The 26,162-nt window shown below is 70.2% G+C and carries 22 protein-coding genes; 16 read left to right on the top strand and 6 right to left on the bottom strand.

The annotated features are described in order from the left end of the window. Positions 1-37 precede the first annotated feature (37 nt). Entirely contained in the window at positions 38-1,372 is a 1,335-nt protein-coding gene (locus AB4112_RS07650) for an epoxide hydrolase family protein (RefSeq protein ID WP_441718292.1), read from the top strand. Between the two features lie 68 nt (positions 1,373-1,440). Then, positions 1,441-2,052, top strand: a complete 612-nt coding sequence (locus AB4112_RS07645) for a VOC family protein (protein WP_441718289.1) — start codon at positions 1,441-1,443, stop codon at positions 2,050-2,052. A gap of 49 nt (positions 2,053-2,101) precedes the next feature. On the opposite strand, the gene AB4112_RS07640 is transcribed toward AB4112_RS07645, so the two are convergent. Together AB4112_RS07640 and AB4112_RS07635 are read right to left on the bottom strand one after the other, a co-directional pair. Then, a complete protein-coding gene (locus AB4112_RS07640) occupies positions 2,102-4,546 on the bottom strand; it encodes a GcvT family protein (protein ID WP_441718286.1) in 2,445 nt (814 codons plus the stop codon). A 4-nt stretch (positions 4,547-4,550) separates the two neighbouring features. Beyond that, complete coding sequence (locus tag AB4112_RS07635) at positions 4,551-5,414, bottom strand: phosphotransferase (protein WP_441718283.1); 864 nt, start codon at positions 5,412-5,414, stop codon at positions 4,551-4,553. 237 nt (positions 5,415-5,651) lie between these two features. Between AB4112_RS07635 and AB4112_RS07630 the strand changes: the two genes are divergently transcribed. Beyond that, a complete protein-coding gene (locus AB4112_RS07630; protein WP_309792526.1) occupies positions 5,652-6,422 on the top strand; it encodes a DeoR/GlpR family DNA-binding transcription regulator in 771 nt (256 codons plus the stop codon). Here AB4112_RS07630 and AB4112_RS07625 read toward each other — a convergent pair. Then, positions 6,419-7,021, bottom strand: a complete 603-nt coding sequence (locus AB4112_RS07625) for a TetR/AcrR family transcriptional regulator (RefSeq protein WP_309792527.1) — start codon at positions 7,019-7,021, stop codon at positions 6,419-6,421. The two genes, AB4112_RS07630 and AB4112_RS07625, sit on opposite strands and share 4 nt — an antisense overlap. Before the next feature lie 80 nt (positions 7,022-7,101). Here AB4112_RS07625 and AB4112_RS07620 point away from each other — a divergent pair, with 80 nt between their 5' ends. From AB4112_RS07620 to AB4112_RS07610, 3 genes are all read left to right on the top strand, one after another. Next, complete coding sequence (locus AB4112_RS07620; RefSeq protein ID WP_309792528.1) at positions 7,102-8,019, top strand: alpha/beta fold hydrolase; 918 nt, start codon at positions 7,102-7,104, stop codon at positions 8,017-8,019. Between the two features lie 108 nt (positions 8,020-8,127). Beyond that, positions 8,128-8,616, top strand: a complete 489-nt coding sequence (locus tag AB4112_RS07615) for an AAA family ATPase (protein ID WP_309792529.1) — start codon at positions 8,128-8,130, stop codon at positions 8,614-8,616. A 13-nt stretch (positions 8,617-8,629) separates the two neighbouring features. After that, positions 8,630-8,773, top strand: coding sequence for a hypothetical protein (locus AB4112_RS07610; RefSeq protein WP_309792530.1), 144 nt, complete (start codon positions 8,630-8,632; stop codon positions 8,771-8,773). Between the two features lie 6 nt (positions 8,774-8,779). Here AB4112_RS07610 and hisN read toward each other — a convergent pair whose 3' ends face one another. Beyond that, entirely contained in the window at positions 8,780-9,556 is a 777-nt protein-coding gene (gene hisN / locus AB4112_RS07605) for a histidinol-phosphatase (RefSeq protein WP_309792531.1), read from the bottom strand. Positions 9,557-9,776: 220 nt separating this feature from the next. Between hisN and AB4112_RS07600 the strand changes: the two genes are divergently transcribed. The 4 genes from AB4112_RS07600 (at position 9,777) to AB4112_RS07585 (ending at position 17,206) form a co-directional block, all read left to right on the top strand. Next, positions 9,777-11,159, top strand: a complete 1,383-nt coding sequence (locus tag AB4112_RS07600) for an aldehyde dehydrogenase family protein (RefSeq protein WP_309792532.1) — start codon at positions 9,777-9,779, stop codon at positions 11,157-11,159. Between the two features lie 150 nt (positions 11,160-11,309). Further along, positions 11,310-12,467 carry an iron-containing alcohol dehydrogenase gene (locus AB4112_RS07595; RefSeq protein WP_309792533.1) on the top strand — a complete coding sequence of 386 codons (1,158 nt, stop codon included), beginning with the start codon at positions 11,310-11,312 and terminating at the stop codon, positions 12,465-12,467. A gap of 310 nt (positions 12,468-12,777) precedes the next feature. Then, positions 12,778-14,037, top strand: coding sequence for an efflux RND transporter periplasmic adaptor subunit (locus tag AB4112_RS07590; protein ID WP_441718277.1), 1,260 nt, complete (start codon positions 12,778-12,780; stop codon positions 14,035-14,037). Positions 14,038-14,059: 22 nt separating this feature from the next. Continuing rightward, complete coding sequence (locus AB4112_RS07585) at positions 14,060-17,206, top strand: efflux RND transporter permease subunit (protein ID WP_441718274.1); 3,147 nt, start codon at positions 14,060-14,062, stop codon at positions 17,204-17,206. A 3-nt stretch (positions 17,207-17,209) separates the two neighbouring features. Here AB4112_RS07585 and AB4112_RS07580 read toward each other — a convergent pair whose 3' ends face one another. Beyond that, the gene (locus AB4112_RS07580) at positions 17,210-18,712 is read right to left on the bottom strand and encodes a M81 family metallopeptidase (protein ID WP_441718272.1); all 1,503 of its coding nucleotides are present in this window, start codon (positions 18,710-18,712) and stop codon (positions 17,210-17,212) included. Between the two features lie 111 nt (positions 18,713-18,823). Here AB4112_RS07580 and AB4112_RS07575 point away from each other — a divergent pair, with 111 nt between their 5' ends. The 6 genes from AB4112_RS07575 to AB4112_RS07550 all read left to right on the top strand — a co-directional run bounded on the left by AB4112_RS07575 (position 18,824) and on the right by AB4112_RS07550 (position 25,190). After that, positions 18,824-20,152 carry a YbiU family protein gene (locus AB4112_RS07575; protein ID WP_441718269.1) on the top strand — a complete coding sequence of 443 codons (1,329 nt, stop codon included), beginning with the start codon at positions 18,824-18,826 and terminating at the stop codon, positions 20,150-20,152. A gap of 49 nt (positions 20,153-20,201) precedes the next feature. Next, entirely contained in the window at positions 20,202-20,789 is a 588-nt protein-coding gene (locus AB4112_RS07570; protein ID WP_309792538.1) for a methyltransferase domain-containing protein, read from the top strand. A gap of 254 nt (positions 20,790-21,043) precedes the next feature. After that, the gene (locus AB4112_RS07565; RefSeq protein ID WP_309792539.1) at positions 21,044-21,220 is read left to right on the top strand and encodes a hypothetical protein; all 177 of its coding nucleotides are present in this window, start codon (positions 21,044-21,046) and stop codon (positions 21,218-21,220) included. 214 nt (positions 21,221-21,434) lie between these two features. Further along, a complete protein-coding gene (locus AB4112_RS07560; RefSeq protein ID WP_441718266.1) occupies positions 21,435-22,616 on the top strand; it encodes an efflux RND transporter periplasmic adaptor subunit in 1,182 nt (393 codons plus the stop codon). A gap of 5 nt (positions 22,617-22,621) precedes the next feature. After that, positions 22,622-24,580 (top strand): MacB family efflux pump subunit, encoded by a 1,959-nt coding sequence (locus tag AB4112_RS07555; protein WP_441718263.1) that lies wholly within the window; start codon positions 22,622-22,624, stop codon positions 24,578-24,580. Positions 24,581-24,677: 97 nt separating this feature from the next. Then, entirely contained in the window at positions 24,678-25,190 is a 513-nt protein-coding gene (locus AB4112_RS07550) for a DUF1643 domain-containing protein (protein WP_441718262.1), read from the top strand. Here AB4112_RS07550 and AB4112_RS07545 read toward each other — a convergent pair. Continuing rightward, complete coding sequence (locus tag AB4112_RS07545; protein WP_441718259.1) at positions 25,180-26,160, bottom strand: quinone oxidoreductase family protein; 981 nt, start codon at positions 26,158-26,160, stop codon at positions 25,180-25,182. The two genes, AB4112_RS07550 and AB4112_RS07545, sit on opposite strands and share 11 nt — an antisense overlap. Positions 26,161-26,162: the final 2 nt, after the last annotated feature.

Raw genomic sequence — 26,162 nt, 5'->3', positions numbered from 1 at the left:
AGAAAGCCCGGTGAGCCTGACGCAAGGAGACTTGTCGATGCGCGAGACCGAACGCACGGACGCCGTCAACCAGGACCGGCGCAGGCTCCTGACCACAGCCGCGATGGGTCTCGCCACCGCAAGCGCGGCCGGCCTGTTCCCCTCGCAGTCGGCGACGGCTGCCGCGAGTCCGGCGCCGGCCGCCGCGGGCGACGCCATCCGCCCGTTCCGTATCGATGTTCCTGAGGCCGACGTCGTCGATCTTCGCCGGCGCATCGCCGCGACACGCTGGCCCGACCGGGAGACGGACCCGTCGCAGGGCATCCAGCTCGCGAAGCTGCAGCCGCTCGTCGCCTATTGGGGCACCGGCTACGACTGGCGGAAGGCGGAGGCGCAGCTGAATGCCCTGCCCCAGTTCATGACCGAGATCGACGGCCTCGACATCCACTTCATCCATGTCCGCTCGAAGCATCCCGGCGCCCTGCCCGTGATCATCACCCATGGCTGGCCGGGTTCGGTGTTCGAGCAGCTCAAGATCATCGGTCCGCTCACCGATCCGACCGCCCATGGCGGCGCCACCGCGGACGCCTTCGACGTGGTGATCCCCTCGATGCCGGGCTACGGTTTCTCGGGCCGGCCGACGGACACCGGCTGGAACGCCGACCGCATCGCCCGGACCTGGGCGGTGCTGATGCAGCGCCTCGGCTATGTCAACTACGTCGCCCAGGGCGGCGACTGGGGCTCCCCGGTCTCCAGCGCGATGGCGCGCCTGGCGCCGGCAGGCCTGCTGGGCATCCACATCAACCTGCCGGCGACGGTGCCGCCGGAGATCATCAAGGCGCTGGCCGATGGCGGCCCCGCGCCCACCGGCCTCACCGACAAGGAGAGCGCGGCGTTCGACACGCTCAGCACGGCCGCCAAGCAGGGGAACCGGTCCTACGCCACGATGATGGGCACCCGGCCGCAGACGATCGGCTACGGCCTGACGGATTCCCCGGCCGGCCTGGCGGCGTTCCTGCTCGGCCATCCCGGCTTCTCGAACTGGACCTACGGCAACAGCGATCCCGAGAAGTCTCCGGACGAGGTGCTGGACGACATCACCCTGTACTGGCTGACCAACACCGCGGTCTCCGCGGCGCGGCTGTACTGGGAGGTCGGCGGCCGCAGCGTCGTCTCCGCGGCCGCGGAGCAGACCGCCGAGATCGCGCTGCCGGTGGCCATCACGGTGTTCCCGGGAGAGACCTACCGGGCCCCGGAGACATGGGCCCGGCGCGCCTACCGAAACCTGAGCTACTTCCACGAGGTCGACAAGGGCGGCCACTTCGCCGCGTGGGAGGAGCCGGAGCTGTTCTCCGCCGAGATCCGGGCCGCTTTCCGGCCCTTGCGCAGCTGATCTGCCATGAAGCGGTCGGCCGGATGTGCGCTGCCCTTCCCAAGGCAGCCAAACCAAAGGAGCAAGACATGACCAGTGCGGACAACACCCAGGCAGCCAAGCCGATCGGGCTGAAGCTCGAAGTCGTCACCATCCCGGTTTCGGACATCGATCGCGCCAAGCGCTTCTACAGCGGCCTGGGCTGGCGGGTCGACGCCGACATCTCGGGCGACAATTTCCGGGTCATCCAGGTCACGCCTCCGGGCTCGCCGGCCTCGGTCATCTTCGGCAAGGGCAACGTGGTGGCGCCCTACTTCATCGTGTCCGACATCGTGGCGACGCAGGCCGCGCTCGCCGCCCGCGGCGTCGATGTCGGCGAGGTCTATCACTTCGACGGAACCGGACAGCGCCGCAGCGGGCCGGAGCCGACGCGGCGCAGCTACGCCTCCTGGGCCTCGTTCAAGGATCCGGACGGCAACCCCTGGCAGATCCAGGAGGTCACCAATCGCCTGCCCGGGCGCGTCGAGGCGGGCGACACGAAATTCACCTCTTCGACCGAGCTCGCGGCGGCGCTGCGCCGTGCGGCGGCGGCGCATGGCGAACACGAGAAGCGGAACGGCGGGCAGCACGATGCCAACTGGCCCGACTGGTACGCCGAGTACATCGTCCGGGAGCAGGCCGGCCAGGAGCTGCCGCTGTAGGCAACGTCGTCACGGGTAGCGACGGCATAGGGCCGGCCTCGGGGCGGCCCTATGCCTTCACTCGCGCCATGGCCGGATCGTAGAGCGGCTCAAGGTGCAGGGTGCAGGGCACCCGCTCGGCCGCGACCTCCAGCTCGTAGGTGCCGGCCCTGACCGCGTCCGGATCCAGCCCGGCGGGGTCGCGGACATAGCCCAGGCCGATCGGCTTGCCCAGCGTGTGGCCGAAGCCGCCGCTGGACAACCAGCCGGCCGGCTTGCCGTCGCGCAGGATGGTCTCGCGGCCGAGCAGCACCACGTCGGGGTCGTCGACGGTGAAGGTGGCGAGCAGCTTCTTAAGCGGCCGGCCGCGCTGCGCCTCCAGCGCCTCGCGACCGAGGAACGGGATGGCGGTCTTCAGCTTCACCGCCCAGCCGAGCCCGGCCTCCAGCGGCGTGTGGTCCGGCCCGATGTCGCTGCCCCAGGCGCGGTAGCCCTTCTCCAGCCGCAGCGTCTCGATGGCGCGGTAGCCGGCATTGGCGATGCCGAATTCCGCCCCCGCCGCCATCACCGCCTCATAGACCCCGACGGCGAATTCGGTCGGGATGTGCAACTCCCAGCCGAGTTCGCCGACATAGGTGATGCGCAGCGCGATGACCGGGGCGCCGGCCAGCGCCAACTGCCGCACCCGGGCGAACGGGAAGCCGGCGTTGGAGACGTCGTCGCGGGTCAGTTTCTGCAGCACGTCCCGTGCCCTGGGCCCCATCAGGCTGAGCACGGCATAGGCCGAGGTGACGTCGACCAGATGCGCGTCCGCACCCGCCGGCAGGTTGCGGTTGATCCAGTCGAAATCATGGGTGGCGAAGCCGGTGCCGGTGGTGATGTGGTAGCGGTCCGCCGCCAGCCGGGCGACGGTGAGGTCGCATTCGATGCCGCCCTTGGCGTTCAGCATCTGGGTGTAGGTCAGCGTGCCCGGCGGCCGCGACACGTCGTTGGCGCAGATCCAGGACAGCGCTGTCTCCGCGTCGCGCCCGACCAGCAGGAACTTGGCGAAGGAGGACTGGTCGAACACCGTCACCGCCTCGCGTGTCGCCCGGTGCTCGCGGCCCACCGCGTCGAACCAGTTCGGGCGGCCGAAGGTCGGGATCTCCTCCGGCGTCTCGCCCGCGGCGGCGAACCAGTTCGGCCGCTCCCAGCCCAGCTTCTCGCCGAAGCAGGCGCCCTGCGCCTTCAGCCGGTCGTAGAGCGGCGAGCGGCGCAGCGGCCGGGCGCTGGCATGCTCCTCGTTCGGCCAGGCCATGGCGTAGTGCTTGCCGTAGGATTCCAGCGTCCGCCTGCGTACCCAGTCGACATCGGCCTGGGCCCGGCCGAAGCGCCTGATGTCGACCGGCCACAGGTCGTAGGGCGGCTGGTTGCCTGCGATCCATTCCGCCAGCGCCTTGCCGGCGCCGCCGCCCGAGGCGATGCCGAAGGCGTTGAAGCCGGCGCCGACATAGAAGCCGCGCAGCTCCGGTGCCTCGCCCAGGATGAAGTTGCCGTCGGGGGTGAAGCTTTCCGGCCCGGCGATCAGTTCCTTGATCCCGGCGGTCTCCAGCGCCGGCACCCGGCCTATCGCCAGTTCGACGATCTGCTGGAAATGGTCCCAGTTGGGCTGCAGCAGCTGGAAATTGAAGCCTTCCGGGATGCCGTCGACCGCCCAGGCGAGCGGGTTCGGCTCATAGCCGCCCATCACCAGACCGCCGACCTCCTCCTTCCAATAGGTCAGCCGGTCGGGGTCGCGCAGCGTCGGCAGGCTGCGCGGCACGCCCGGGATCGCCTCGGTCACCATGTACTGGTGCTCGACCGACACCAGCGGCACGTTGACCCCGACCATCCGGCCGAGCTCGCGCGCCCATTGCCCGGCGCAGTTCACCGCCACCTCGCAGGCGATGCGGCCGCGGCTGGTCAGCACCGCCGTCACCCGCCCATCCCTGGTCTCGATGCCGGTGACCTCGGTGTCCTCCCAGATCGTGACGCCGCCCATGCGGGCGCCCTTGGCCAGGGACTGGGTGATGTCGGACGGGTTGGCCTGGCCGTCGGTCGGAAGGAAGGCCGCGCCGACCACGTCCTCGACCTGCATCAGCGGCCACAGGTCCTGAGCTTCCTTGGCCGACAGCAGGTGCATCTCCAGCCCGAAGCTCTTGGCCGTGGTCGCTTGGCGCTTCAGCTCGGTCCAGCGCGCCTCGGTGCAGGCCAGGCGCAGCCCGCCATTCATCTTCCAGCCGGTGGCCAGGCCGGTCTCGCGCTCCAGCTCGGTGTACAGCCGCACCGAATGGCCCAGCAGCTGCGTGATGTTGGCGTTGGAGCGCAGCTGGCCGACCAGGCCGGCGGCATGAAAGGTGGAGCCGGAGGTCAGCTTGTGCCGCTCGATCACCACGGTGTCGGCCCAGCCCAGCTTGGCCAGGTGATAGGCGGTCGAGGTGCCGACGATGCCGCCGCCGATGACGACCGCGCGCGCCTGGGTGGGGAATTCGCTCATCGGCTCATAGTCCTTGGAAATCGTCCCAGGCGGCTTCGAAGCGCCGCGTGTTGGCTTGGGTGTAGGCGACATAGTCGACGTCGAGGGTCGAATGGATCTCGGACACCATACCCCACAGCACCTCGCGCAGCGCCGCTGCGGCCTTCATCGCGGCATAGCGCCGGCGCAGCTCGGCCGAGGCCGGGGCGCCGAAATAAGCCTCCAGCATCACCGCTTCCTCCGCCGCGGAGAAGCCGTTGTTCGAGGCCAGGCCGCCGAGGTCGAACAGCGGGCTGTTGAAGCCGGCATAGTCCCAGTCGACCAGCCACAGCCGATCACCGTCATCGATGAAGTTGGCGGCCAGCAGGTCGTTGTGGCCGAACACCAGGTCGACCGGCCCGACCGCCGCCTCCAGCCGTGACGCCTTGTCCAGCAGCGCCGCCAGCTCGGCGGCCGGCTGTTTGCCCGCCAGAACGTGGCCGTAGTCGCGCAGCACGTGGAACACCCAGAACACCAGGGCCGGGCCCCGCAGATGCGACGGGATCTCGCGATGCACCCGGCGCACCAGGTCGAGCGCCCGCGGCAGCTCCTGCCGCACCCGGTCGGCCGTCAGGGTCTCGCCCTCGATGAAGCGGGTCACCAGGATGCCGGGCTGGGCATGCTCCACCGCCGGCGAGATGCCGGCCTCGGCTGCGGCGCGGCTGGCCGCCAGCTCGTTGAAGCGCAGGATGTGATGGTGCGGGATGTCGTCGCCCAGCCGCACGACATGGCGCCCGGCGGCATCGTCGACCCGGTAGTTGCGGTTGGTCAGGCCGCCGGCCAGTGGCGCGATGGCGATGCGCCCGCTCCAGCACCCCAGCCCGGCGATGATGTCCGACGCCTCCGGCATCCTGGTCCCCCCGCCCGGTTTCCTGGGAGTGTCGGCGGACAGGCCGCGGCCGTCAATCCAGAACCACCACAAAACCACGTATAGCCACGCGATACTGTGGCTCTGTGCTGCAAATCGACCCTGATGTGCGACAATCAGGTCCGTTTTGGCGGCCGGATGCGATCGAAGCTGGACACCGCGGCCGGTCCCGCCGATATGCTAGGCAACCCTAGGGACCGAGGAAACGCCGCAACGCCGATGTTGTCCAACCGTTGGCAGGGCGAGATCCTGCAGGCCGTGCGCGAGACCGGCAGCTGCAGCATCACCGACCTGGCGCGTCGCTTCGACGTCTCGACCGAGACCGTGCGGCGCAGCGTCAAGCCGCTGATCGAGGCCGGCGCCGTGATCCGCTTCCATGGCGGCGTGATGCTGCCCGACGGGCTGGAGGAGCCGCCGTTCCAGCGCCGGATGCAGCGCAACCGCGAGGCCAAGCAGGCGGTGGCCGCGCTGGTCGCGGCGCGGATCGCCGACGGCGACCCCATCATCCTCGACAATGGCACCACCTCCGCCTATGTCGCCCAGGCGCTGGCGCATCATTCCCGGCTGGTGGTGGTGACCAATTCGGCGGAGATCGCCTGCCGCCTGGCGCCGCGCAACGACAACCGCGTCTTCCTGGCCGGCGGCGAGGTCAATGGCGACGACGTCGCCGCCTTCGGCCCTTCTGCCATCGCCTTCGTGCGCCAGTTCCAGGTACGCTGCGCCGTGCTGTCGGTCGGCGGCATCAACGGCCGCGGCGAGCTGGTCGATTTCCACCTGTTCGAGGCAGAGTTCTCGCATGCCGCCATGGCCCAGGCGGCGGAGACCTGGGTGATCGCCGACCACACCAAATTCGGCCGCGAGGCGCCGGTGAAGGTGTGCAACCTGGCCGATGTCGACCTGGTCGCCACCGACCGACCGCCCCCGCCCGACTTCGCCCGCCGCTGCGAGACGGCCGGGGTCAGGATCGTGCTGCCGGGGCACAGTCCCTAGCCGAAAGACCGCGCGGCGACGCCCGCGACCACATCCTCGATGATCTCCTGCAGCTCCGCCGGCGTCGCGCCGTCCCGGGCCTGGATCGAGATGCCCTGCATGACCGCCGCCAGATGCCGGGCCAGGCGGCGCCCCTCCTCCGCATCGGCGAAGGGTCGCAGGGCCTGCGCGATCCGCTCGCGCGTGGCATCGCGCCGAACGGCGAGGTCGCGGGCCAGCGCGGCGTTGTCCGGATGGCAGGCGATCATGCCGCTGGAGACCATACAGCCGCGCTCGCGATCCGGATGGGTGACGGCCGCGGCCGCCGTCTCGAGCAGCCGCCGCACCGCCTCCGCCAGCGTCGTGGCCGAACCGATCGACGTCACGTCGACCGAGCCGAGGCCATGCTCGTAGCGGTCTAGCGCCTCGCGGTAGAGGCCGGCCTTGCTGCCGAAGGCCGCGTAGAGGCTCGGCGGCGCGATGCCGATGGCCTTGGTCAGGTCGCCGACCGAGACGCCTTCATAGCCATGCCGCCAGAACAACCGCATGGCGGTCTCGACCGCGCTGTCGCGGTCGAAGCTCCACGGGCGGCCGCCGCGCGATTTTTCATCCGGTTCCATATCGACCACTAAACAACATCTTGACGGCCGGCGTCAAATAAGTTGATTAGCGATCGATAAACAACATGGATGATGTTCTCATGGTTCCCTCACGACGCAGCTTCCTGGCCGGCGCGGCCAGCCTCGCCGCCCTGGCGGTGCAGGCCAAATTCGGCATCGCGGCGACGCCGGCACGGGAGACATTCTCTGTCCGGTCATCGGACGGGACGATGCTGACAGGAGACGCGCAGGGCGACCCGCAGGCGCCGGAGATCCTGTTCATCCACGGCCTGCGCCAGAGCCGGCTGAGCTGGGACAAGCAGTTCTCCGACCCGGCCCTGTCCGGCTTCCGCCTGGTCCGCTTCGACCTGCGCGGCCACGGCGATTCGGACAAGCCGCCCTCGCCCGATGCCTATGCTGATGCCGATCGCTGGGCCGACGACGTCGCCGCCGTGATCGCCGCCGCGAAGCTGCGCCGCCCCGTCCTGGTGGGCTGGTCGCTCGGCGGCTACGTGGCCGGCGCGTATCTCAGGAAATACGGCGGCGCGGGGGTGTCGGGGATCAACCTGGTCGACGCGGTCACCAAGCTGTCGCCGGACCTGCTGACGCCGCTGGCGGGGACCTTCGCCCGCACCACCACCTCGCCCGACCTGGCGGAGCGGACGGCCGAGACCGCGCGCTTCCTCGAGGCCTGCTTCCACCAGCCGCCGACCGGCGTCGAGCTGCAGCGCATGCTTGTCGTCAACGGCATGACCGCGCGCGCCGTGGCCGAGGGCTTCGTCAAGACCACGACGCCCGATCTCGAACCGGTCTTCCAGGCCTATGCCGGCCCGATCCTGCTGACCCATGGGGCGCATGACCGGCTGGTCCGCCTAGCCATGTCGGAACGGATCCAGGCGCTCCGTCCCGGCAGCCGCCTCTCGGTCTATGCCGACAGCGGCCACAGCCCCTTCTACGAGGAGCCGGCGCGCTTCGGACGCGAGCTCGCCACCTTCGTGACGGCCTCGGCCAGGGGTTGATCGCCGGTTAACGGCCGGGTGGCGCGCCTGCGCCATCCGGCAGGGCCCTGGGGCATGAACGAGCTCCGATGGTATAGATGCCTGCCGATCGGCCGGGGGGAGGCGAACATGAAGCGCGTGCTGATCACGGGCATGTCCGGAACCGGGAAGTCCGCAGTGATCCAGGAGTTGGCCGCGCGAGGCTGTCGGGCTCTCGATCTCGACACGCCGGAATGGTCGCATTGGGTCGACGCCGCCCCCCCGGACGGGCTGACCCCGGCCGAAGGTCAGGACTGGGTGTGGCGGGAGGACCGCGTCCGCGACCTCCTCTCCACGCCGCGGGACGGGCCCCTGTTCATCAGCGGTTGCGCCGAGAACATGGGCCGGCTGTTCCCCCTGATCGAAACGGTGATCCTGCTCTCCGCCCCGGTCGACACCATCATGGCACGGCTCACGGCACGATCCGCCGACGGCTATGGCAGCACCGCGAAGGAACGGCGGAAGGTCGGCGAGCTGATCGCGATGATCGAGCCGCTGCTGAGACAGGCCGCCCATCACGAGATCGACACCACCGGGCCGGTGCCGGCGACGGTCGATGAGATCCTTCGGCTGGCGTAGCGGAAGGTCCCCCATGCTCTTCCAGTTCGCCAAGCTGCTGACGCCACTGGCCACGCCCTGGGATCTGGTGGTCGCCGGTCCGGTCCACTTCGCCGGCTACGTCCTGCCCTGGGGGCAGCTCTCGTTCTGGGCGGCCCATCTGCTGCCCGGCTCGTGACCTGGCTCAGCCGTTCAGCAGCCCCAGCGCCTCGTCCAGCAGCTCCTGCGTCGCCGCGGCGATGACGCGGGGGCCGGAGGCGATGGTCAGCGGGCGCCCCTCCCAATCCGTGATCACCCCGCCCGCACCTTCGATCACCGGCGCCAGGGCCATGAAGTCGTAGGGCTGCAGCGAGGCTTCGATCACCAGGTCGCAATGGCCGGAGGCGAGCAGCCCGTAGGGGTAGCAGTCGCCGCCGAAGCGCCGGAACGCGGCCTTGCGGCTGAGCGCGTCGTAGCGCGGCCAGGTCGCCGCATCGAAGAAGTCCGGCGAGGTGGTGTAGAGCCGCGCCTCGGCCAGGCTGCGGCAGCCGCTGGCCCGCGCCGGCGCGCCGCCGAAGCGGGTGCCGGCCGCGGTGCCCACCCAGCGCTCGCCGGTCGCCGGGGCGTCGATCACGCCCAGCACCGGGCGGCCGGCATCGGCCAGCGCGATCAGCGTGCCGAACAGCGGCAGGCCGGTGATGAAGCTCTTGGTGCCGTCGATCGGATCGATCACCCAGGTGTAGCGGCCGGAGCCTTCCTGCCCCCGCTCCTCCCCCAGGATGGCATGGTCGGGATACGCGGCGCGGATGCGGGCCCGCAACTCGTCCTCGATCGCCCGGTCGGCGATGGTGACCGGGCTTTCGTCGCCCTTGCGCTCGATGTCGAGCGGGGTGCGGAACCAGTGCAGCGCGATCGGCCGGGCGGCGTCGGCCAGCTCCGCCGCGAAGCCCGCGGCCGCGTCGAGGTCGATGGTGTCGGACATCTGCGTCTCCCGGTTTTCCCCGCGGTAGGCCCGCCGGCGCGGATCTGTCAATCCGTCTCCCGCCGGCATGAGGGATTCTGTGGCATCGCCTGTGGCTTCATCCGGCCATGCGCCGCGCGCCGTGCACGCCATGCCCGGATCGCTCTTGGGAAATCCGGGGCGATGGCCCCAAGATGCGCGCCGCGCGACCTCGTCGAGATGACCGCCCGAGAGTGACTGAATGACCATGATCCTGAAGACCATCACGCCGGTGAACGGCGGCGTCTATGTCGAACGCCCCCTGGCGACCGAAGCCGAGGCGGAAACGGCGCTGGCCCGCGCCCGCGCCGCCCAGGCCGGCTGGCGTGCCGTGCCGCTGGCCGAGCGGGCGCGCCTGCTGTCGGCCGCGGTCGACGCCTTCGTCGCCGCCGGGCCGGAGATCGCGACCGAGATCACATGGCAGATGGGCCGGCCGATCCGCTACACCCCCGGCGAGGTCCGCGGCTTCGAAGAGCGGTCGCGCTACATGATCGGCGTGGCCGAACAGGCGCTGGCCGACATCGATGTCGGGCCGAAGGAGGGCTTCCGCCGCTTCATCCGGCGCGACCCGCTGGGCACCGTCTTCGTGGTCGCGCCGTGGAACTACCCCTATCTCACCGCGGTCAACGCGGTGCTGCCGGCGCTGCTGGCCGGCAACACGGTGATCCTGAAGCATTCGCACCAGACCCCGCTCTGCGCCGAGCGCTTCGGCGAAGCTCTGGCCGGACTGCCGGCCGGCGTGTTCCAGCACATCCATGCCGACCACCAGACCACGGCCAAGATGATCGGCAGCGGCGCGGTCGACTTCGTCGCCTTCACCGGATCGGTGCCGGGCGGCCGCGCGGTCGAGGAGGCCGCGGTCGGCCGCTTCATCGGCGTCGGGCTGGAGCTCGGCGGCAAGGACCCGGGCTATGTCCGCGCCGACGCCGACCTGAGGCATGCGGTCGAGACCCTGGTCGACGGCGCCTTCTTCAACTCCGGCCAGTCCTGCTGCGGCATCGAGCGGATCTATGTCCATGAGGCGGTCTACGATGCCTTCGTCGAGGGCGCGGTCGAGCTGACCCGGCAATACGTCCTGGGCGACCCGACCGAGGAGGCGACGACGCTGGGGCCGATGGTGCGGGCCGCCGCCGCCGATTTCGTGCGCGGCCAGACCGCCGAGGCGGTGCGCCAGGGCGCCCGCGCCCTGATCGACGCCAAGGGCTTCGCCGCCGACAAGGTGGGCACACCCTACCTGGCGCCGCAGATCCTGACCGGCGTCGACCATTCGATGCGGGTGATGTCGGAGGAGAGCTTCGGCCCGGTCGTCGGCATCATGAAGGTGGCGTCGGACGACGAGGCGGTGCGGCTGATGAACGACAGCCCCTACGGCCTGACCGCGTCGGTCTTCACCCGCGACGTCGACGCCGCCATCGCCATCGGCGACCGGGTCGCCACCGGCACCTGGTTCCTGAACCGCTGCGACTATCTGGACCCGGCCCTGGCCTGGACCGGCGTCAAGGATTCCGGCCGCGGCTGCACCCTGTCGGCGCTCGGCTACGACTACCTGACCCGGCCGAAGTCGTTCCACCTGCGGCTGCCCTGAGCGGCGCCCTCCCCTCTCCTGTCATGCTCGGGCTTGACCCGAGCATCCAGGGGCGGCAAGCACCGCTCTCAATGGCCCCTGGATCACCGGGTCAAGCCCGGTGATGACGACAAAGGGGGCTTTCACAACCAAGTCCGAGCGAGTCCACCGATGCTCAAAGGCAACTGGAACTACCCGACCGCGATGAAGTTCGGCCCCGGCCGGATCAAGGAACTGCCAGATCTGTGCAAGGCCTATGGCCTGAAGAAGCCGTTGCTGGTGACCGACCCCGGCCTGGCCAAGCTGCCGATGATCATCGACGCCGTCGCCGCCAACGAGGCCGCCGGCATCCCGACAGCGGTGTTCAGCGACGTGAAGCCGAACCCGACGGGCAAGAACGTCGCCGACGGCGTCGCGGCCTACCGCGCCGGCGGGCATGACAGCGTCATCGCCTTCGGCGGCGGCAGCCCGCTGGACGCCGGCAAGGCGGTCGCCTTCCACGCCGGCCAGTCCCGCCCCCTATGGGATTTCGAAGATATCGGCGACTGGTGGACCCGCGCCGATGCGTCGAAGATCGCCCCTGTCATCGCCATCCCGACCACCGCCGGCACCGGCTCCGAGGTCGGGCGCGCCGGCGTCATCACCGATGAAGACGCGCATGTGAAGCGCATCATCTTCCACCCGAAGATGCTGCCGGTCGTGGTCATCGCCGATCCCGAGCTGACAGTCGGCCTGCCGGCCAAGGTCACCGCCGCCACCGGCATGGACGCGCTGGCGCATTGCCTGGAGGCGCTGTGCGCCCCCGGCTTCCATCCGATGGCCGACGGCATCGCGCTGGAGGGCATCCGCCTGATCCGCGACTGGCTGCCGGTGGCGGTCAAGGACGGTCGCAACATCGAGGCGCGCAGCAACATGCTGGTGGCCGCCAGCATGGGCGCCACCGCCTTTCAGAAGGGACTGGGGTCGATCCACTCCCTCGCCCACCCGCTGGGCGCGCTGTACGACGCGCATCACGGCCTGCTGAACGGCATCCTGATGCCCTATTGCATGGTGCACAACCGCGATGCCATCGAGGACAAGATGGTGCGGCTGGGCCGCTATGTCGGCATGTCCAAGCCGGGCTTCGACAGCGCCCTGATCTGGATGCTGGACCTGCGCCGCGAGATCGGCATCCCGCACACGCTGAAGGAGATCGGCATCGGCGACAACCGGGCGGAGGAGATCGGCCGCATGGCCGAGGCCGATCCGTCGACCGGCAGCAACGCCAAGCCGGTCGATGCCGAGGGCCTGCGCGCCGTGTTCGTCGACGCGGTGAACGGCCGGCTGTAAGCCCGCCCTTCACGGCGCGAACCAGCCCTCGCACCTTGTCATGCCACGGCTCGACCGTGGCATCCAGGGGCGGCCAGAACAGCTCCCCGTGGCCCCTGGATTGCCCGGTCAAGCCGGGCAATGACAGAGGGGGAACATCGGGATACGGCTGCGCCGGTATCCCTTACTCGTGCGACACTTTGCATTCCGTCGAATGTGCCGCATTGAAAATTATTAACTGCAGTGCAGTGCACAAAAGCCGTACATGTCTTGCAGGCACCGGGGTGGGACACGATCTCCTGTGGTGCGCCCGGCTGCTGGGAAACAAGCCATGAAGCGCTCGGTTGTGGGGGTCGTCGCGGTCCTCGGCATTGCCATTGCTGCCGTTGCGTGGCAGCGCTTTGGCAACGCGGACGCGATCGAGCGCAGCGGCAGGACCGCCGACGCCGGCGGCAGCGCCCAGGCCGGGTCGAAGACCGCGGCCGGCGGCCGCGCCATCCCCGTCGTCACCGTCGCCGCCGTGCAGAAGCCGGTCGCCACCAGCATCGAGGAGATCGGCACGGTCGAGCCGATCTCGACCGTCCTGGTCACCTCCCGCATCGACAGCCAGGTGATGCAGGTCCATGTCGCCGACGGCCAGACCGTCCAGTCCGGCGACCTGCTGTTCACCCTCGACGACAAGCCGGCCAAGGCGGCGGTCGCCCTGGCCCAGGCCAACCTCGCCAAGGACCAGGCCGACCGCGACCAGACCGCGGCGGATGTCGAGCGCGACCGGCCGCTGGTCAAGACCGGTGCGGTGTCGCAGCAGGCCTTCGACCTGGCCATGGCCGCGTCGAAGCGGGCCGAGGCCAGCGTCGCGGCCGACCAGGCCAATCTCGACCAGGCCCAGCTGACTCTGTCCTACACCCAGATCAAGGCGCCGATCACCGGCCGCCTGGGCGTCGTGTCGGTGACCGCGGGCAACCTGGTCAAGGCCAACACCACCAACAGCAACGCCAACAGCGGCGCGGTCACCAGCCTGGTCACCATCACCCAGATGACGCCGATCCGCATCGCCTTCACGGTGCCGGAGCGGAACCTGGACGCGGTGCGCACGGCGATCACCAGCCCGACCCCGCCCAAGGTCGATGCCTTCGACAATGACGGCAAGACCCATATCGCCAGCGGCCAGCTGACCTTCATCGACAGCACGGTCGACACCAAGTCGGGCACCATCCCGCTGAAGGGCACCTTCGCCAATGCCGGCTTCGCGCTGTGGCCGGGACAGTTCGTCCGGGTCCAGTTGCAGCTCGGCACCCAAGACGACGCCATCACCGTCCCCACCGTCGCGCTGCAGGCCGGGCAGAATGGCGCCTTCGTCTTCGTCGCCCGGGCGGACGGCACCGCCGAGGTGCGGCCGGTGACGGTGGCGCGGACGGTCGGCGACACCGCGGTGGTCGCCCAGGGGCTGAAGCCCGGCGAGAAGGTGGTGACCGAAGGCCAGCTGCGCCTGATGGAAGGCAGCCGGATCACCGAGAAGGATGCCGCGGGTGCGGCGCATCCCACCACCCCGCCCGCCAACGGCGTCGCCTCGGCTTCCAGCCCGACCTGAGCCCGGCTCCGGAGATACGGCCATGAACCTGTCCGAGCTGTGCATCCGCCGCCCGGTGATGACGACGCTGCTGACCGCGGCGATGGTGCTGGCGGGGGTGTTCGCCTTCGGCCAGCTGCCGATCGCGGCACTGCCGAACACCGACTTCCCGGTGATCAACGTCTCGGCCAGCCTGCCCGGCGCCAGCCCGGACACCATGGCGAGCTCGGTCGCCACCCCGCTGGAGAAGCAGTTCGAGACCATCTCCGGCATCCAGTCGATGAGCGCGACCTCGACCCAGGGGTCGACCACCATCACCCTGGAATTCGACCTGAACCGCGACATCGACGCGGCCGCGGCCGACGTCCAGTCGGCGATCACGGCAGTGCAGCGCAAGCTGCCGATCGAGATGACCTCGCCGCCGAGCTACCGCAAGGTCAACCCGGCCGACGCGCCGATCATGCTGCTGTCGATCAGCAGCGACACGCTGCCGCTGTCGACCCTCGACGCCTATGCCGAGCAGGTGATCTCGCCCAGCCTGTCGACCCTGACCGGCGTCGCCCAGGTGCAGATCTACGGCAGCCAGAAATACGCCGTCCGCATCCAGATCGACCCCGACGCGCTGAACCACCGCGGCATCAGCCTGGACGACATCCAGAAGGCCGTCGCCGCCGCCAACGTCAACACCCCGGTCGGCACCCTGCAGGGGCCGCATCAGCAGCTGATCCTGCAGGCCGACACCCAGATGTACGACGCCAAGGCCTTCGCCGACCTGATCGTGGCATCGCCCAACGGCATGCCGGTGCGACTGGGCGACGTCGCCAAGGTCATCGATTCCGTCGAGAACGACCAGACCGCCAGCTGGTTCGGCCAGAACCGGTCGATCGTGCTGGCGGTCCAGCGCCAGCCCGATGCGAACACCGTCGCCATCGTCGACGCGGTCAAGGACCTGCTGCCGAAGTTCACGGCCGACATGCCGCCCTCGGCCAAGATCAACGTGCTGAACGACCGGTCGACCTCGATCCGCCAGGCGGTGACCGACGTCCAGTTCACCCTCGGCCTGACCATCGCGCTGGTGGTCATGGTGATCTTCATGTTCCTGCGGCGGCTGTCGGCCACCATCATCCCAACGGTGACGGTGCCGATCTCGCTGGTGGCGACCATCGCCGGCATGTACCTGTGCGGCTTCTCGATCGACAACATCTCGCTGCTGGGCCTGACCCTGTCGGTCGGCCTTGTGGTCGACGACGCCATCGTCATGCTCGAGAACATCGTCCGCTACATCGAGGAGGGCATGAAGCCCTTCGAGGCGGCGCTGAAGGGTAGCCGCGAGATCGGCTTCACCATCCTGTCGATCACCCTGTCGCTGGTCGCCGTGTTCATCCCGGTGCTGCTGATGGGCGGCGTGGTCGGGCGCATCTTCAACGAGTTCGCCGTGGTCGTGACCATGTCGATCGCGGCGTCGGCCTTCGTCTCGCTGACGCTGACACCGATGATGTGCTCGCGCTTCCTGCACACCCATGACGAGGAGAAGCCGGAGGGCCTGATCGGCCGGACTCTGGAGCGCGGCTTCCAGGCCATCCTCGGCGGCTATTCCCGTACCCTGCGCTGGTGCCTGGCGCACCGGCCGGTGATGCTGCTGGTGTTCTTCGGCACCATCTTCGCCACCTGGTTCCTGTTCACCAGCATCCCCAAGGGCTTCTTCCCGACCGAGGACCTCAGCCAGATCTCGGTGACCACCCAGGCGCGCCAGGACGTGTCCTTCGACGCCATGGCCGGGCTGCAGAGCCAGGTCCGCGACGTGTTCCGAAAGTCGCCCTATGTCCAGGACGTGGTATCCAGCATTGGCACCAACGGCTATGGCGGCACCATGAATTCCGGCCGGCTGTTCGTGCAGCTGAAGCCGAAGGAGCAGCGCCCGCCGCTGGACACCGTGATCTCGGACCTGCGCCGCCAGCTGGGCCAGGTCTCGGGCATCGACAGCTACATGGTGCCGGTGCAGAACCTGCGCGTCGGCGGCCGCTCTTCCTCCAGCCAGTACCAGTTCGTGATGCAGGGCCTGAACCAGCAGGAGCTGTACAACTGGGCCGGCAAGATGACGACCGAGATGCGCAAGTCCTCGGTGCTGCAGGACGTGGTCAGCGACCTGCAGCTCAGCGCCCTGCAGGCCACGCTGAACGTCGACCGCGACAAGGCGGCCCAGCTCGGCGTCACCAGCGACGCGCTGCGCTCGACCCTCTATGGCGGCTTCGGCACCGAGCAGATCTCGACCATCTTCACCGCGGTCGACAGCTATGAGGTGATCCTCGAGCTCGACCCCGCCTTCCCCTGGGCGGCCGACTCGCTCGACAAGATCTATGTCCGGTCCTCGAACGGCAGCCTGGTGCCGCTCGGCGCCTTCGCCACGGTGGCGCGCACCGCCGGGCCGCTCTCGGTCAACCAGCAGGGCCAGCTGCCGGCGGTCACCATATCGTTCAACGTCGCCGGCGGCAAGTCGCTCAGCGACGCGACGGCGCAGATCGACCAGATCATGAGCGAGATCCGGCTGCCGGTGACCATCACCACCGCCTATGCCGGCAACGCCCAGGTGTTCCAGCAGTCGCTGCAGAACCAGGGGCTGCTGCTGCTCGGCGCGGTGCTGACGATCTACATCGTGCTCGGCATCCTGTATGAGAGCTTCACCCACCCGCTGGTGATCCTCTCCGGCCTGCCCTCGGCGGCGATGGGCGCCCTGGGCACGCTGATGCTGTTCCGCACCGACCTGTCGGTGATCGCGATCATCGGCGTGCTGATGCTGATCGGCATCGTCAAGAAGAACGCGATCATGATGATCGACTTCGCCCTGAACGCGCAGCGCACCGAGGGCATGCCCGCGCGCGACGCGATCTACCGCGCCTGCACCCTGCGCTTCCGCCCGATCATGATGACGACGATGGCGGCGCTGATGGGCGCCCTGCCGATCGCGGTCGGCCAGGGTGCCAGCGCCGAGCTGCGCCAGCCGCTGGGCCTGGCCGTGGTCGGCGGCCTGATCGTGTCGCAGATGTTGACGCTCTACATCACCCCGGTCCTGTACCTCTATGTCGAGGACCTGACCCACGGCGCCCTGTCCTTCGGCCGCTGGGTCCGCCGCGGCGGCAAGGGCAGCGCCGTCAAGGGCGGCCCGGTCCCCGGCCACGCCCCGGCGGAATAGGCCTCAGCCCCGTCGGAACACCGGCCCCAACGGCCGCAGCCGGACCCCGTCGCGCAGCCGGGTGAAGGGCTGCGCCGCCGGGTCGGCCAGGTTCGGGCCCGGTGCTTCGACCACCAGCACCGCCTCGGCGATCGGCCCGAAATCGGCGCGGAAATGGACCGAGCTCTTCAAGGCCAGGATCTTCTGCGCCGAGGGCTCCACCCCGAGATGGCGGAACATCGCCTGGTCGGCCGCCTGCTGCTTGCGGCTGGACACCACCACCCGGACCCCGCCGGGATGATGCAGCAGCGCCATCGGGCCCAGCTGCATGCGGTTGCCGCCATAGAACGGCCCGGTGCCGGTGAAGCGGCCGTCGCCCAGCGCCTCGACCGTCCACCGCCCCTGCAGCGGCTGCTGGCCGCCATAGGCGCTGCCGGCGCCGATGCCGCGGTCCAGCACCGCGCCGATGCCGGCGGCATGCGCCGCCGCGGCCGTCGCGGCATCGGCCAGCACGCCCAGCACCGCGCCCTGCGCGTCGCCGCGGATCAGGGCGTCGAGCAGCACCACGCCGTCGGATTCGGCGCCGCCGCCGGGATTGTCCTGGGTGTCGGCCAGCACCACCGGCCGCCTTGCGCCGGCGGCAAGCCGCCGGGCCTCCGCCACCGCCGCATCGGGCGGCAGCAGGGCCGGCACGAAATCGGGCTCGGCCGCGGCGATCGCGGCCATCAGCTCATCGGTGGCCGCGGCCAGGGCGGCGGCATCAGCGCCGTAGCCGACCAGGCTGGGCCCGCAATCGGCGAAGTCGGCGGCCGGGAAGCCCATGGAGAAGCCGAGCGAGACGCCGTGGCGGTGCTCGAGATCGGCCAAGAGCTCGTAGAGGTCCCGGGCCGGCGCCGCCAGCGTGCACTGCGCCACCAGCGAGATCAGGAACTCCGTCTGCCGGAACGCCTTGCCCGGCCGCCATCCCGCCAGCATGCGGTCGAGCAGCGCCGCCGCTCGCGCCCCGGTCTCGGCCATGTCGACATGCGGATAGGTGCGGTAGGGCACCAGGATGTCGGCCAGGTCGACCATCCGCCGGGTGACGTTGGCGTGCAGGTCGAGGCTGGCCACGACAGGCAGGTCCGGCCCCACCACGGCGCGGATCCGGGCCAGGATCTCGCCCTCCCCGTCCGGGATGCTCTCGGTGACCATGGCACCGTGCAGGTCGAGATAGACCGCGTCGACCGGCCCGGCGGCGCGCAGATCCGCGGCCAGCATCGCCGTGATCCGCTCGAACGCGTCGTCGGTCACCGGGGCCGAGGGCGAGGCCGAGCACCACAGCAGCGGCGCGATGCTGTGGCCGGCGGCGGTGGCCGCGTCGAGGAAGCCGGCGGCCGGCAGGTTGATCCCGGCCAGCGCCGGCTCCAGCGCCGCGCCGCGCGACAGGCCGGGCCAGCCATCGGCGGTTTCGAACTGGGTGAAATCCGCCTTCACCGCGGCGAAGCTGTTGGTTTCGTGCTGGAATCCGCCGACCGCGATGCGCGCCATGATCCACCCTCCCCCGGACATGCAGCCCCCTTATAGACCGCCTCTTTACCCGGACGACAGCCGCGTGCAGGCTGCGCCGTCGATGGGACCCTCCGGCAAGGCAGTGGCAGGATGATCGAGATCGATGACGCCACCCAGATCCGCTCGGCGAAGCGGGAGATCCGGGCCGCGATCGGCGACGTTGCCGGGGTGTGGGCACGGCTGGACGAGGCGGTGCGGCGCGAGGCCGATGCGATCCGCGAGGCCGACGCCAAGGGGCAGCCGACCATCCCCGTCGTGCGCTTTGCCGACATCGTCGAGAACCGCGTCCCGGCCGCGCAGGTGGCGGATATCCACCGCCGCGGCGCCGCGCTGATCCGCGGCACCGTCGACCGCGACCAGATCGCCCGCTGGAACGAGGCCGTCGCCGGCTACATCGACAGCAACGGCTACGCCGCCCAGAAGGACGACGGCAACCTGCAGAAATATTTCGGCGGGCTGAGCGCCAAGACCCCGCAGATCTTCGCCATCTACTGGTCGCGGCCGCAGGTCGAGGCCCGGCAGCATCCGAACATGGCGGCGGCCCGGCGCTTCCTGAACCGGCTGTGGCGCTTTGCCGACACCGGCGACGAGGCGACGGCCGGCAAGCTGTTCTTCGACCCCGACCGCGAGGTCGCCTATGCCGACCGGGTGCGCCGCCGCCAGCCGGGCGACACCACGCTGGGCCTGTCGCCGCACATGGATGGCGGGTCGGTCGAGCGCTGGCTCGACCCCGGCTACCGTCGCGTCTACCGCCGCATCTTCGCCGGCGACTGGGAGCGGCACGACCCGTTCGACGGCGAGTTCCGGGTCGAGGCGCGCGAATTCCCGGCGCCGAACACCAGCACCTTCTTCCGCTCCTACCAGGGCTGGCTGGCGCTGACCGGCCAGGGCAAGAACGACGGCACGCTGCAGGTGGTGCCGATGATCAAGCATTCGGTCGCCTACCTGCTGCTGCGGCCGCTGCTCGACGACGTGCCGGAGGATGTGATCTGCGGCGCCGGCCGCGGCAAGGCGCAGGCGATCCTGCCGCAATGGCACCAGCCGCTGATCGACGCCCAGGTCTCGATCCCGCACGCCGAGCCGGGCGACACCGTGTGGTGGCACCCCGACTGCATCCATGCGGTCGGCGACGAGCATCGCGGCACCGACTATTCCAGCGTGATGTTCATCGGCGCCGGCCCGCTCTGCGCCAAGAACGCGGAGTATGCGGCGCGGCAGCGGGGCCGCTTCCTGGCGGGCGAGACCCCGCCCGACTTCTCGCCGGAGCATCGCGAGAAGGCCTATCGGGGCCGCGGCGGCGAGGCCGATCTGACCGATCTCGGCCGCCGCCAGCTCGGGCTGGAGCCTTGGCCGACGGATGGCGCCTCCCCCGCCCGAGCCACGCTGATCAAGGAATGCGCTGCGGCGGCGGCCGGCTGACCGCCTTGCGCCGTCCCGGACAGAAACCAGACTTGGAGGCCACGGGCCGATGGCGGATTGGGCGGAGGATCGCGATGGCGAGGAGCGGCGCCGGGCGACGATCGAGGCGGCGAAGCGGCGGGCCACGCTGATCGACCGCTGGGCGCAGGAGGATCTCGGCAAGCTCGACTCCTGGACCGAGCGGGCCCGCGCCGCCGTCGCCCATGCCCGCCCGGGCATGCGGGTGCTGGACATCGGCTGCGGCAGCATGGCCCTCGAGGCCCTGCTGCCGGAGGGCTGCGCCTACCTGCCGCTCGACTGCGTCCGCCGCGACGAGCGGACCATCGTCTGCGACATCAACAAGGAACCCTTCCCCGCCGTCGACGCCGACATGGCGTTCGGCCTCGGCGTGCTGGAGTACATCTACGACCTGCCCCGCTTCCTGCGCCGCCTGCGCCTGGCGGTGCCGCGCGCCCTGCTGACCTACCATCCGCAGGACCGCAACATCGGGCGCGACCGCTGGAAGCTGGGCTGGGTGAATTCGCTGAACTCGGTCGAGCTGGCGGCCCTGCTGCGCCATGCCGGCTTCAAGACGGTGCAGGTCATCCCCTACAAGCCCAAGCTGCTGTTCTACCTGGTCGACCGGGCCAAAGCGTAGAGTCACCGCTGGACGCCCTGACGGTCCGGCCTCGGGGTTGCGGTCCGCCCTCTCCGATCGTTCTTTCGGCAGCCCTGCCCGGCGTTCTCCGGACTCGACTCCGGCCGCCTTCTTGTATAGAACAAAGAGAGAACAAAAACCCAGCGAGAGCCCCGATGGTCGCGAGATACGCCGCGTCGATGCCGATGGATTCGCTGCGTCGAATCCCACCGCGAAGCAGTCCCCGTCCCGAAGCCAGAGGAGCCGTCCGCCCCATGCGTCCGATCCGGGACATCCGGTCCGAAGCCGACCTCGAAGATGCGGTGCGGCGCTGCGAGCTGCGCTGGCGGGCCCTGGAGCAGGGGCTGCGCGAGGAGGAGATCACCGCCCTGCTGTCGCTCGGTCTGGACCGGGCGGAGGCGCAGCTGTGGTCGCTGGGCCCGGATGAGTGAGGCGGGACGGGGCGCGGGATACATCGGGTTACAAAAATTCCGACTTCGGCAACGCTGAGACATACGCGAGCGTTCGATCCCGGATATAAGGGCCCGCCCACCGCCCGGCCTGCACGGGCCTTGTCACCGGATGCGGAGCGTACCCATCGTTACCGGCACCACCACGCCCCCGCCCCGCCCTCGCCGCAAACGAGGGCGGCTCGTCGCCATCGCCGTGGTTCTGGCCCTGCTCGCCGCCGGTGGCCTGGCGGCGCGGCACTGGCTGTCGCCGACGCCTGCCGCCCCCCAGATGACGGCGGTGGCCGCGATCGGCGACGTCGAGAATTCCGTGCTGGCCACCGGCACGCTGAAGCCGGCGCGGCTGGTCGCGGTCGGCGCCCAGGCATCCGGCCGCATCACCTCGGTCAAGGTCGCGCTGGGCCAGAAAGTGGCCAAGGGCGACCTGGTGGCGGAGATCGACAGCCTGACCCAGCAGAACGCGCTGCGCACGGCCCAGGCGTCGCTGGCCAACCTACAGGCGCAGCGCACCGAGAAGGAGGCGACGCTGACGCTGAACCGGTTGACCCTGGCCCGGCAGAAGGCGATGACCGCACAGCGCGCGGCGTCCCAGGCGGATCTCGAATCGGCGCAGGCAGGCGTCGATGTCACCCAGGCCCAGATCGAGCAGCTCGACGCCCAGATCGTCGAGGGCCAGGTGGCGATCGAGACCGCGCAGGTCGACCTCGGCTACACCCGGATCACCGCCCCGTCGGACGGCACCGTGCTGGCGATCGTCAGCCAGGAAGGGCAGACGGTGAATGCCGTCCAGTCCACCCCGACCATCGTCGTGCTCGGCGACCTCGACACCATGATCGTGCGGGCGGAGATCTCGGAAGCCGACGTCGTCGCCGTGCGGCCCGGCCAGCCGGTCTACTTCACCATCCTGGGCGACCGCGAGCAGCGCTACGAGACGACGCTGACCTCGATCGAGCCGGCGCCGGAATCGATCCGCAACGATTCCAGCTTCAGCACGACCACAACCTCGTCCTCCAGCAGCAGCTCGTCGTCCTCGACCTCCTCCGCGATCTACTACATCGGCACCTTCGACGTGCCGAATGCCGACGGCCACCTGCGCACCTACATGACCGCCGAGGTGCACATCGTGCTGGGCCGGGCCAAGGGCGTGGTGACCATCCCATCCGCCGCCCTGGGCGCCCGCGCCGCCGACGGCAGCCAGACCGTCCAGGTCGTCGGCGCCGACGGCACCACCCAGCCACGCCAGGTCCGGATCGGCCTGAACGACAAGACCATCGCCGAGGTGCGGTCGGGGCTGGCCGCGGGCGAGCGGGTGGTGACCGGCGGGCTGGAGCCGGCCGCCGCCGGCTCCTCCGGCCCTCCCGGCCCGCCCGGGGGTTGATCGCGATGGCCGAACCGCTGATCGTCCTGCGCGGCCTGTGGCGCGAGTTCCCGTCGGGCGACGGCACGATCGCGGCGCTGCGCGACATCGACCTGACCATCGAGGCGGGCGAGATGGTGGCGATCGTCGGCGCCTCGGGTTCCGGCAAGTCCACCCTGATGAACATCCTGGGCTGCCTCGACCGGCCCACCGCCGGCAGCTACCGAATCCGCGGCCGGGAGACCGCGGCGCTGGAGCCCGACGAGCTGGCGGCGCTGCGGCGCGAGCATTTCGGCTTCATCTTCCAGCGCTATCACCTGCTGGGCGAGCTGACGGCGCTGGGCAATGTCGAGATTCCCGCGGTCTATGCCGGCTATCGCGTGGGGGAGCGCCACACCCGGGCGGCCGCGCTGCTGGGCCGGCTGGGCATGGCGGACCGCATCGGCCACCGGCCGGGCCAACTGTCGGGCGGGCAGCAGCAGCGCGTGTCGATCGCCCGGGCGCTGATGAACGGCGCCGACGTGGTGCTGGCCGACGAGCCGACCGGCGCCCTGGACCGGCACAGCGGCGAGGAGGTGCTGCGCATCCTGGCCGAGCTGCAGGCCGAGGGGCGGACGGTGATCATCGTCACCCATGACATGGCGGTGGCCAGCCGGGCGCAGCGCATCATCGAGATCAGCGACGGCGCCATCGTTTCCGACAGCCGGACCCCGGCCGAGGGCACCGCCGCAGCAGCGCCCCGGCTGCGGGCGCAGGGCGCACCGATGCGCCCGTGGCGGGCCTTCCTGAACCGGCTGCGCGAGGCCTTCCGCATGGCGCTGCTGGCGATGAACGCCCACCGCCTGCGCACCGTGCTGACCATGCTGGGCATCATCATCGGCATCGCCTCGGTGGTCTGCATGGTGGCGCTGGGCCAGGGCACTCAAGCGCGGGTGCTAGCCGAGATCTCCAACCTCGGCACCAACACGCTGGAGGTCTTCGCCGGCAAGGATTTCGGCGACGTCCGGTCGGCCAAGGTGACGACGCTGGTGGTGGCCGATGCCGACCAGCTGGCGCGCCAGCCCTATGTCGCCGGCGTCACCCCGACGGTGTCGACCAGCAGCACCGTGCGCTATGGCGCGCGGGAATCCACCGCCCTGGTCAACGGCGTCGGCGCCCAGTACTTCACGGTGCGCGGCACCAAGCTGCTGCGCGGCCGGCTGTTCGATCCCGACGGCGCGCGGTCGCTGTCGCAGGACGTGGTGATCGACGAGGAGACGGCCCGGACGATGTTCCCGGACCCGGGCGAGGATCCGCTCGGCCAGATCCTGCTGATCGGCAAGGTGCCGGGCCGGGTGGTCGGCGTGGTCGAGACCCAGCAGGGCGGCTTCGGCGGCAGCCAGAACCTGTCGCTGTACCTGCCCTACACCACGGTCCAGGCCCGCTTCATGGGCAACACCTCGCTGCGCAGCATCACCGTCCGCGTCGCCGACGACGTGAGCACGGATCTGGCGGAGGCGGCAGTGACCCGGTTCCTGACCCAGCGGCACGGAACCAAGGACTTCTTCATCCTCAACACCGACGACATCCGCCGGACCATCAGCGGCGCCACCCAGCTGCTGACGCTGCTGATCGCCGGCATCGCGGTGATCTCGCTGATGGTCGGCGGCATCGGGGTGATGAACATCATGCTGGTGTCGGTGTCGGAGCGGGTGTCCGAGATCGGCGTGCGCATGGCGGTGGGTGCCCGGCAAGGGGACATCCTGCAGCAGTTCCTGATCGAGGCGGTTCTGGTGTGCCTGATCGGCGGCGTGCTGGGCATCGCCCTGGCCCTGGGCCTGGGTGCGCTGGTGAGCGCCGCCGTCCCGATCGTCGGGCTGATCTACTCCCCCGCCTCGATCGTTGCCGCCTTCCTGTGCTCCAGCCTGATCGGCGTCGTCTTCGGCTATTGGCCGGCCCGCAACGCCTCGCGCCTCGACCCGGTGGTGGCGCTGGCGCGCGACTAGGCCTCGGCGGGGGCAACGCGCCCGCGGCCCCCACGATTAAGGCAGGACGGCGCCGGGTGGCTGGGCTAAGAACGGCCGATCCCGATCGGAGACCGTCATGGCCGAGCCCGACCTGTTCATCGACCGCGGCGCCACCTTCAGCGCCTGCGGGCGCTATCGCACCCTGCTGTGGCGGCGCTGGGACCGGTCGGTCGCGCCGGCCAACTTCCTGCTGCTGAACCCGTCCACCGCCGACGAGATCAAGAACGACCCGACGGTCGAACGCTGCGAACGCCGGGCCCGGGCCATGGGCTATGGCGGGCTGATCGTCACCAACGCCTTCGCCCTGCGCTCGACCGACCCGAAGGCGCTCTACGCCGAGCCCGACCCGGTCGGCCCCGGCAACCCGGAGGCGATCGTGGAGGCCGCCCGGGCCGCGGCGCTGGTGGTCTGCGGCTGGGGCCGGCATTGCGAGGCCGTGCGCCCCGGCTGGGGCCGGTCGCTGCTGCGGATGCTGACGGAGGCCGGGGTGGTGCCCCATGCCCTCGCCATCACCGCCGACGGGTCGCCCAAGCATCCGCTCTATGTCGGCTACGCCACCCAGCCGGCGCCGGTGCCGGCTACATCCTGAACAGGCGCTTGCCGCGATCGGGACGGTCCCAGCTTTCGGCAATGGCCTGCCGGACATCGTCGAGCGGGTGGACGCCGCCGAGCGGGACCAGGAAGTCGGGCCGGCCGAAGACCTCGACCACCTCGCGCAGCATCGCCGCGTCGTCGGCGACCGGCGGCGAGAAGAAGTAGCGGTAGACGCTGGCCCTGATCGCCGCGCCCTTGAGCAGCAGGTCGAAATTGTGCAGCTCGAACCGCTCCGCGCTCATGCCGCCATTGACCACCACCTGGCCGCCGAAGGCGAGGCTGCGGATCAGCGCGCCGGTCGCCGGGCCGCCGACATTGTCGATCACGCCATGCAGCCCGGCCCCGCCGGTGATCGCCCTCACCCGCGCCTCGAGATCCAGGGCCGGTTCCGACAGGTCGATCACCGCGGCCGCGCCGAGGTCCCGCAGGTCCCGCCCGGAATGGATGCGCCGGACCACGGCGATGACGTTCGCGCCGCGCCGCCGGGCGAATTGCAGCGCCAGGGTCGAGATGGTCGAATAGCCGGCCGTGACCGCCAGCCATTGGCCGGGCCGGACGCCCGATTCCGTCACCAGGTCCCAGGCGGTGATCGGATTCATCAGCTGGCCGGCCCGCTCGGCCGGATAGTCCGGCGGCAGCGGGATCAGCCATTCCGCGGGCACCGCCGCATACTCCGCCCAGACCTTCTCATGGCTGAACGCCACCAGGGTGCCGGGCGCCAGCGCCACGTCGCGCCCTGCCGCCTCGATGATGCCGGCGCCGTGGTTGCCCGCGATCTGGCGCGGGAAGTGCGGCTTCTTCGGCTCGGGATAGAGGTTCTGGATGAACAGGAAGTCGCCGGGATTGATCGAGGCCGACACCATCCGCACCAGCGCCTCGCCGTCGCCGATCGCCGGCATGGGCACATCGGCCAGAAACAGCACCTGCTTCGGCGGCCCGATCTCGTCGAACACGATCGCCTTCATGG

It is taken from the genome of Inquilinus sp. 2KB_23, assembly GCF_052115705.1.
Lineage (GTDB): Bacteria > Pseudomonadota > Alphaproteobacteria > DSM-16000 > Inquilinaceae > Inquilinus > Inquilinus ginsengisoli_A.
Note: the sequence above shows the minus strand (reverse complement) of the source record. Positions and strands in the feature narration are given on the sequence as shown.

What these genes read in the sequence shown, in the direction of transcription:
- AB4112_RS07580 (WP_441718272.1), bottom strand. Translation starts at nt 18,712, where the DNA reads ATGGCGCGCATCGCGGTCGGCGGATTCCAGCACGAAACCAACAGCTTC.
- AB4112_RS07645 (WP_441718289.1), top strand. Translation starts at nt 1,441, where the DNA reads ATGACCAGTGCGGACAACACCCAGGCAGCCAAGCCGATCGGGCTGAAG.
- AB4112_RS07650 (WP_441718292.1), top strand. Translation starts at nt 38, where the DNA reads ATGCGCGAGACCGAACGCACGGACGCCGTCAACCAGGACCGGCGCAGG.
- AB4112_RS07565 (WP_309792539.1), top strand. Translation starts at nt 21,044, where the DNA reads ATGCGTCCGATCCGGGACATCCGGTCCGAAGCCGACCTCGAAGATGCG.
- AB4112_RS07555 (WP_441718263.1), top strand. Translation starts at nt 22,622, where the DNA reads ATGGCCGAACCGCTGATCGTCCTGCGCGGCCTGTGGCGCGAGTTCCCG.
- AB4112_RS07625 (WP_309792527.1), bottom strand. Translation starts at nt 7,021, where the DNA reads ATGGAACCGGATGAAAAATCGCGCGGCGGCCGCCCGTGGAGCTTCGAC.
- AB4112_RS07585 (WP_441718274.1), top strand. Translation starts at nt 14,060, where the DNA reads ATGAACCTGTCCGAGCTGTGCATCCGCCGCCCGGTGATGACGACGCTG.
- AB4112_RS07620 (WP_309792528.1), top strand. Translation starts at nt 7,102, where the DNA reads ATGGTTCCCTCACGACGCAGCTTCCTGGCCGGCGCGGCCAGCCTCGCC.
- AB4112_RS07595 (WP_309792533.1), top strand. Translation starts at nt 11,310, where the DNA reads ATGCTCAAAGGCAACTGGAACTACCCGACCGCGATGAAGTTCGGCCCC.
- AB4112_RS07615 (WP_309792529.1), top strand. Translation starts at nt 8,128, where the DNA reads ATGAAGCGCGTGCTGATCACGGGCATGTCCGGAACCGGGAAGTCCGCA.
- AB4112_RS07545 (WP_441718259.1), bottom strand. Translation starts at nt 26,160, where the DNA reads ATGAAGGCGATCGTGTTCGACGAGATCGGGCCGCCGAAGCAGGTGCTG.
- AB4112_RS07610 (WP_309792530.1), top strand. Translation starts at nt 8,630, where the DNA reads ATGCTCTTCCAGTTCGCCAAGCTGCTGACGCCACTGGCCACGCCCTGG.
- AB4112_RS07630 (WP_309792526.1), top strand. Translation starts at nt 5,652, where the DNA reads ATGTTGTCCAACCGTTGGCAGGGCGAGATCCTGCAGGCCGTGCGCGAG.
- AB4112_RS07635 (WP_441718283.1), bottom strand. Translation starts at nt 5,414, where the DNA reads ATGCCGGAGGCGTCGGACATCATCGCCGGGCTGGGGTGCTGGAGCGGG.
- AB4112_RS07590 (WP_441718277.1), top strand. Translation starts at nt 12,778, where the DNA reads ATGAAGCGCTCGGTTGTGGGGGTCGTCGCGGTCCTCGGCATTGCCATT.
- AB4112_RS07640 (WP_441718286.1), bottom strand. Translation starts at nt 4,546, where the DNA reads ATGAGCGAATTCCCCACCCAGGCGCGCGCGGTCGTCATCGGCGGCGGC.
- AB4112_RS07600 (WP_309792532.1), top strand. Translation starts at nt 9,777, where the DNA reads ATGACCATGATCCTGAAGACCATCACGCCGGTGAACGGCGGCGTCTAT.
- hisN (WP_309792531.1), bottom strand. Translation starts at nt 9,556, where the DNA reads ATGTCCGACACCATCGACCTCGACGCGGCCGCGGGCTTCGCGGCGGAG.
- AB4112_RS07570 (WP_309792538.1), top strand. Translation starts at nt 20,202, where the DNA reads ATGGCGGATTGGGCGGAGGATCGCGATGGCGAGGAGCGGCGCCGGGCG.
- AB4112_RS07550 (WP_441718262.1), top strand. Translation starts at nt 24,678, where the DNA reads ATGGCCGAGCCCGACCTGTTCATCGACCGCGGCGCCACCTTCAGCGCC.
- AB4112_RS07575 (WP_441718269.1), top strand. Translation starts at nt 18,824, where the DNA reads ATGATCGAGATCGATGACGCCACCCAGATCCGCTCGGCGAAGCGGGAG.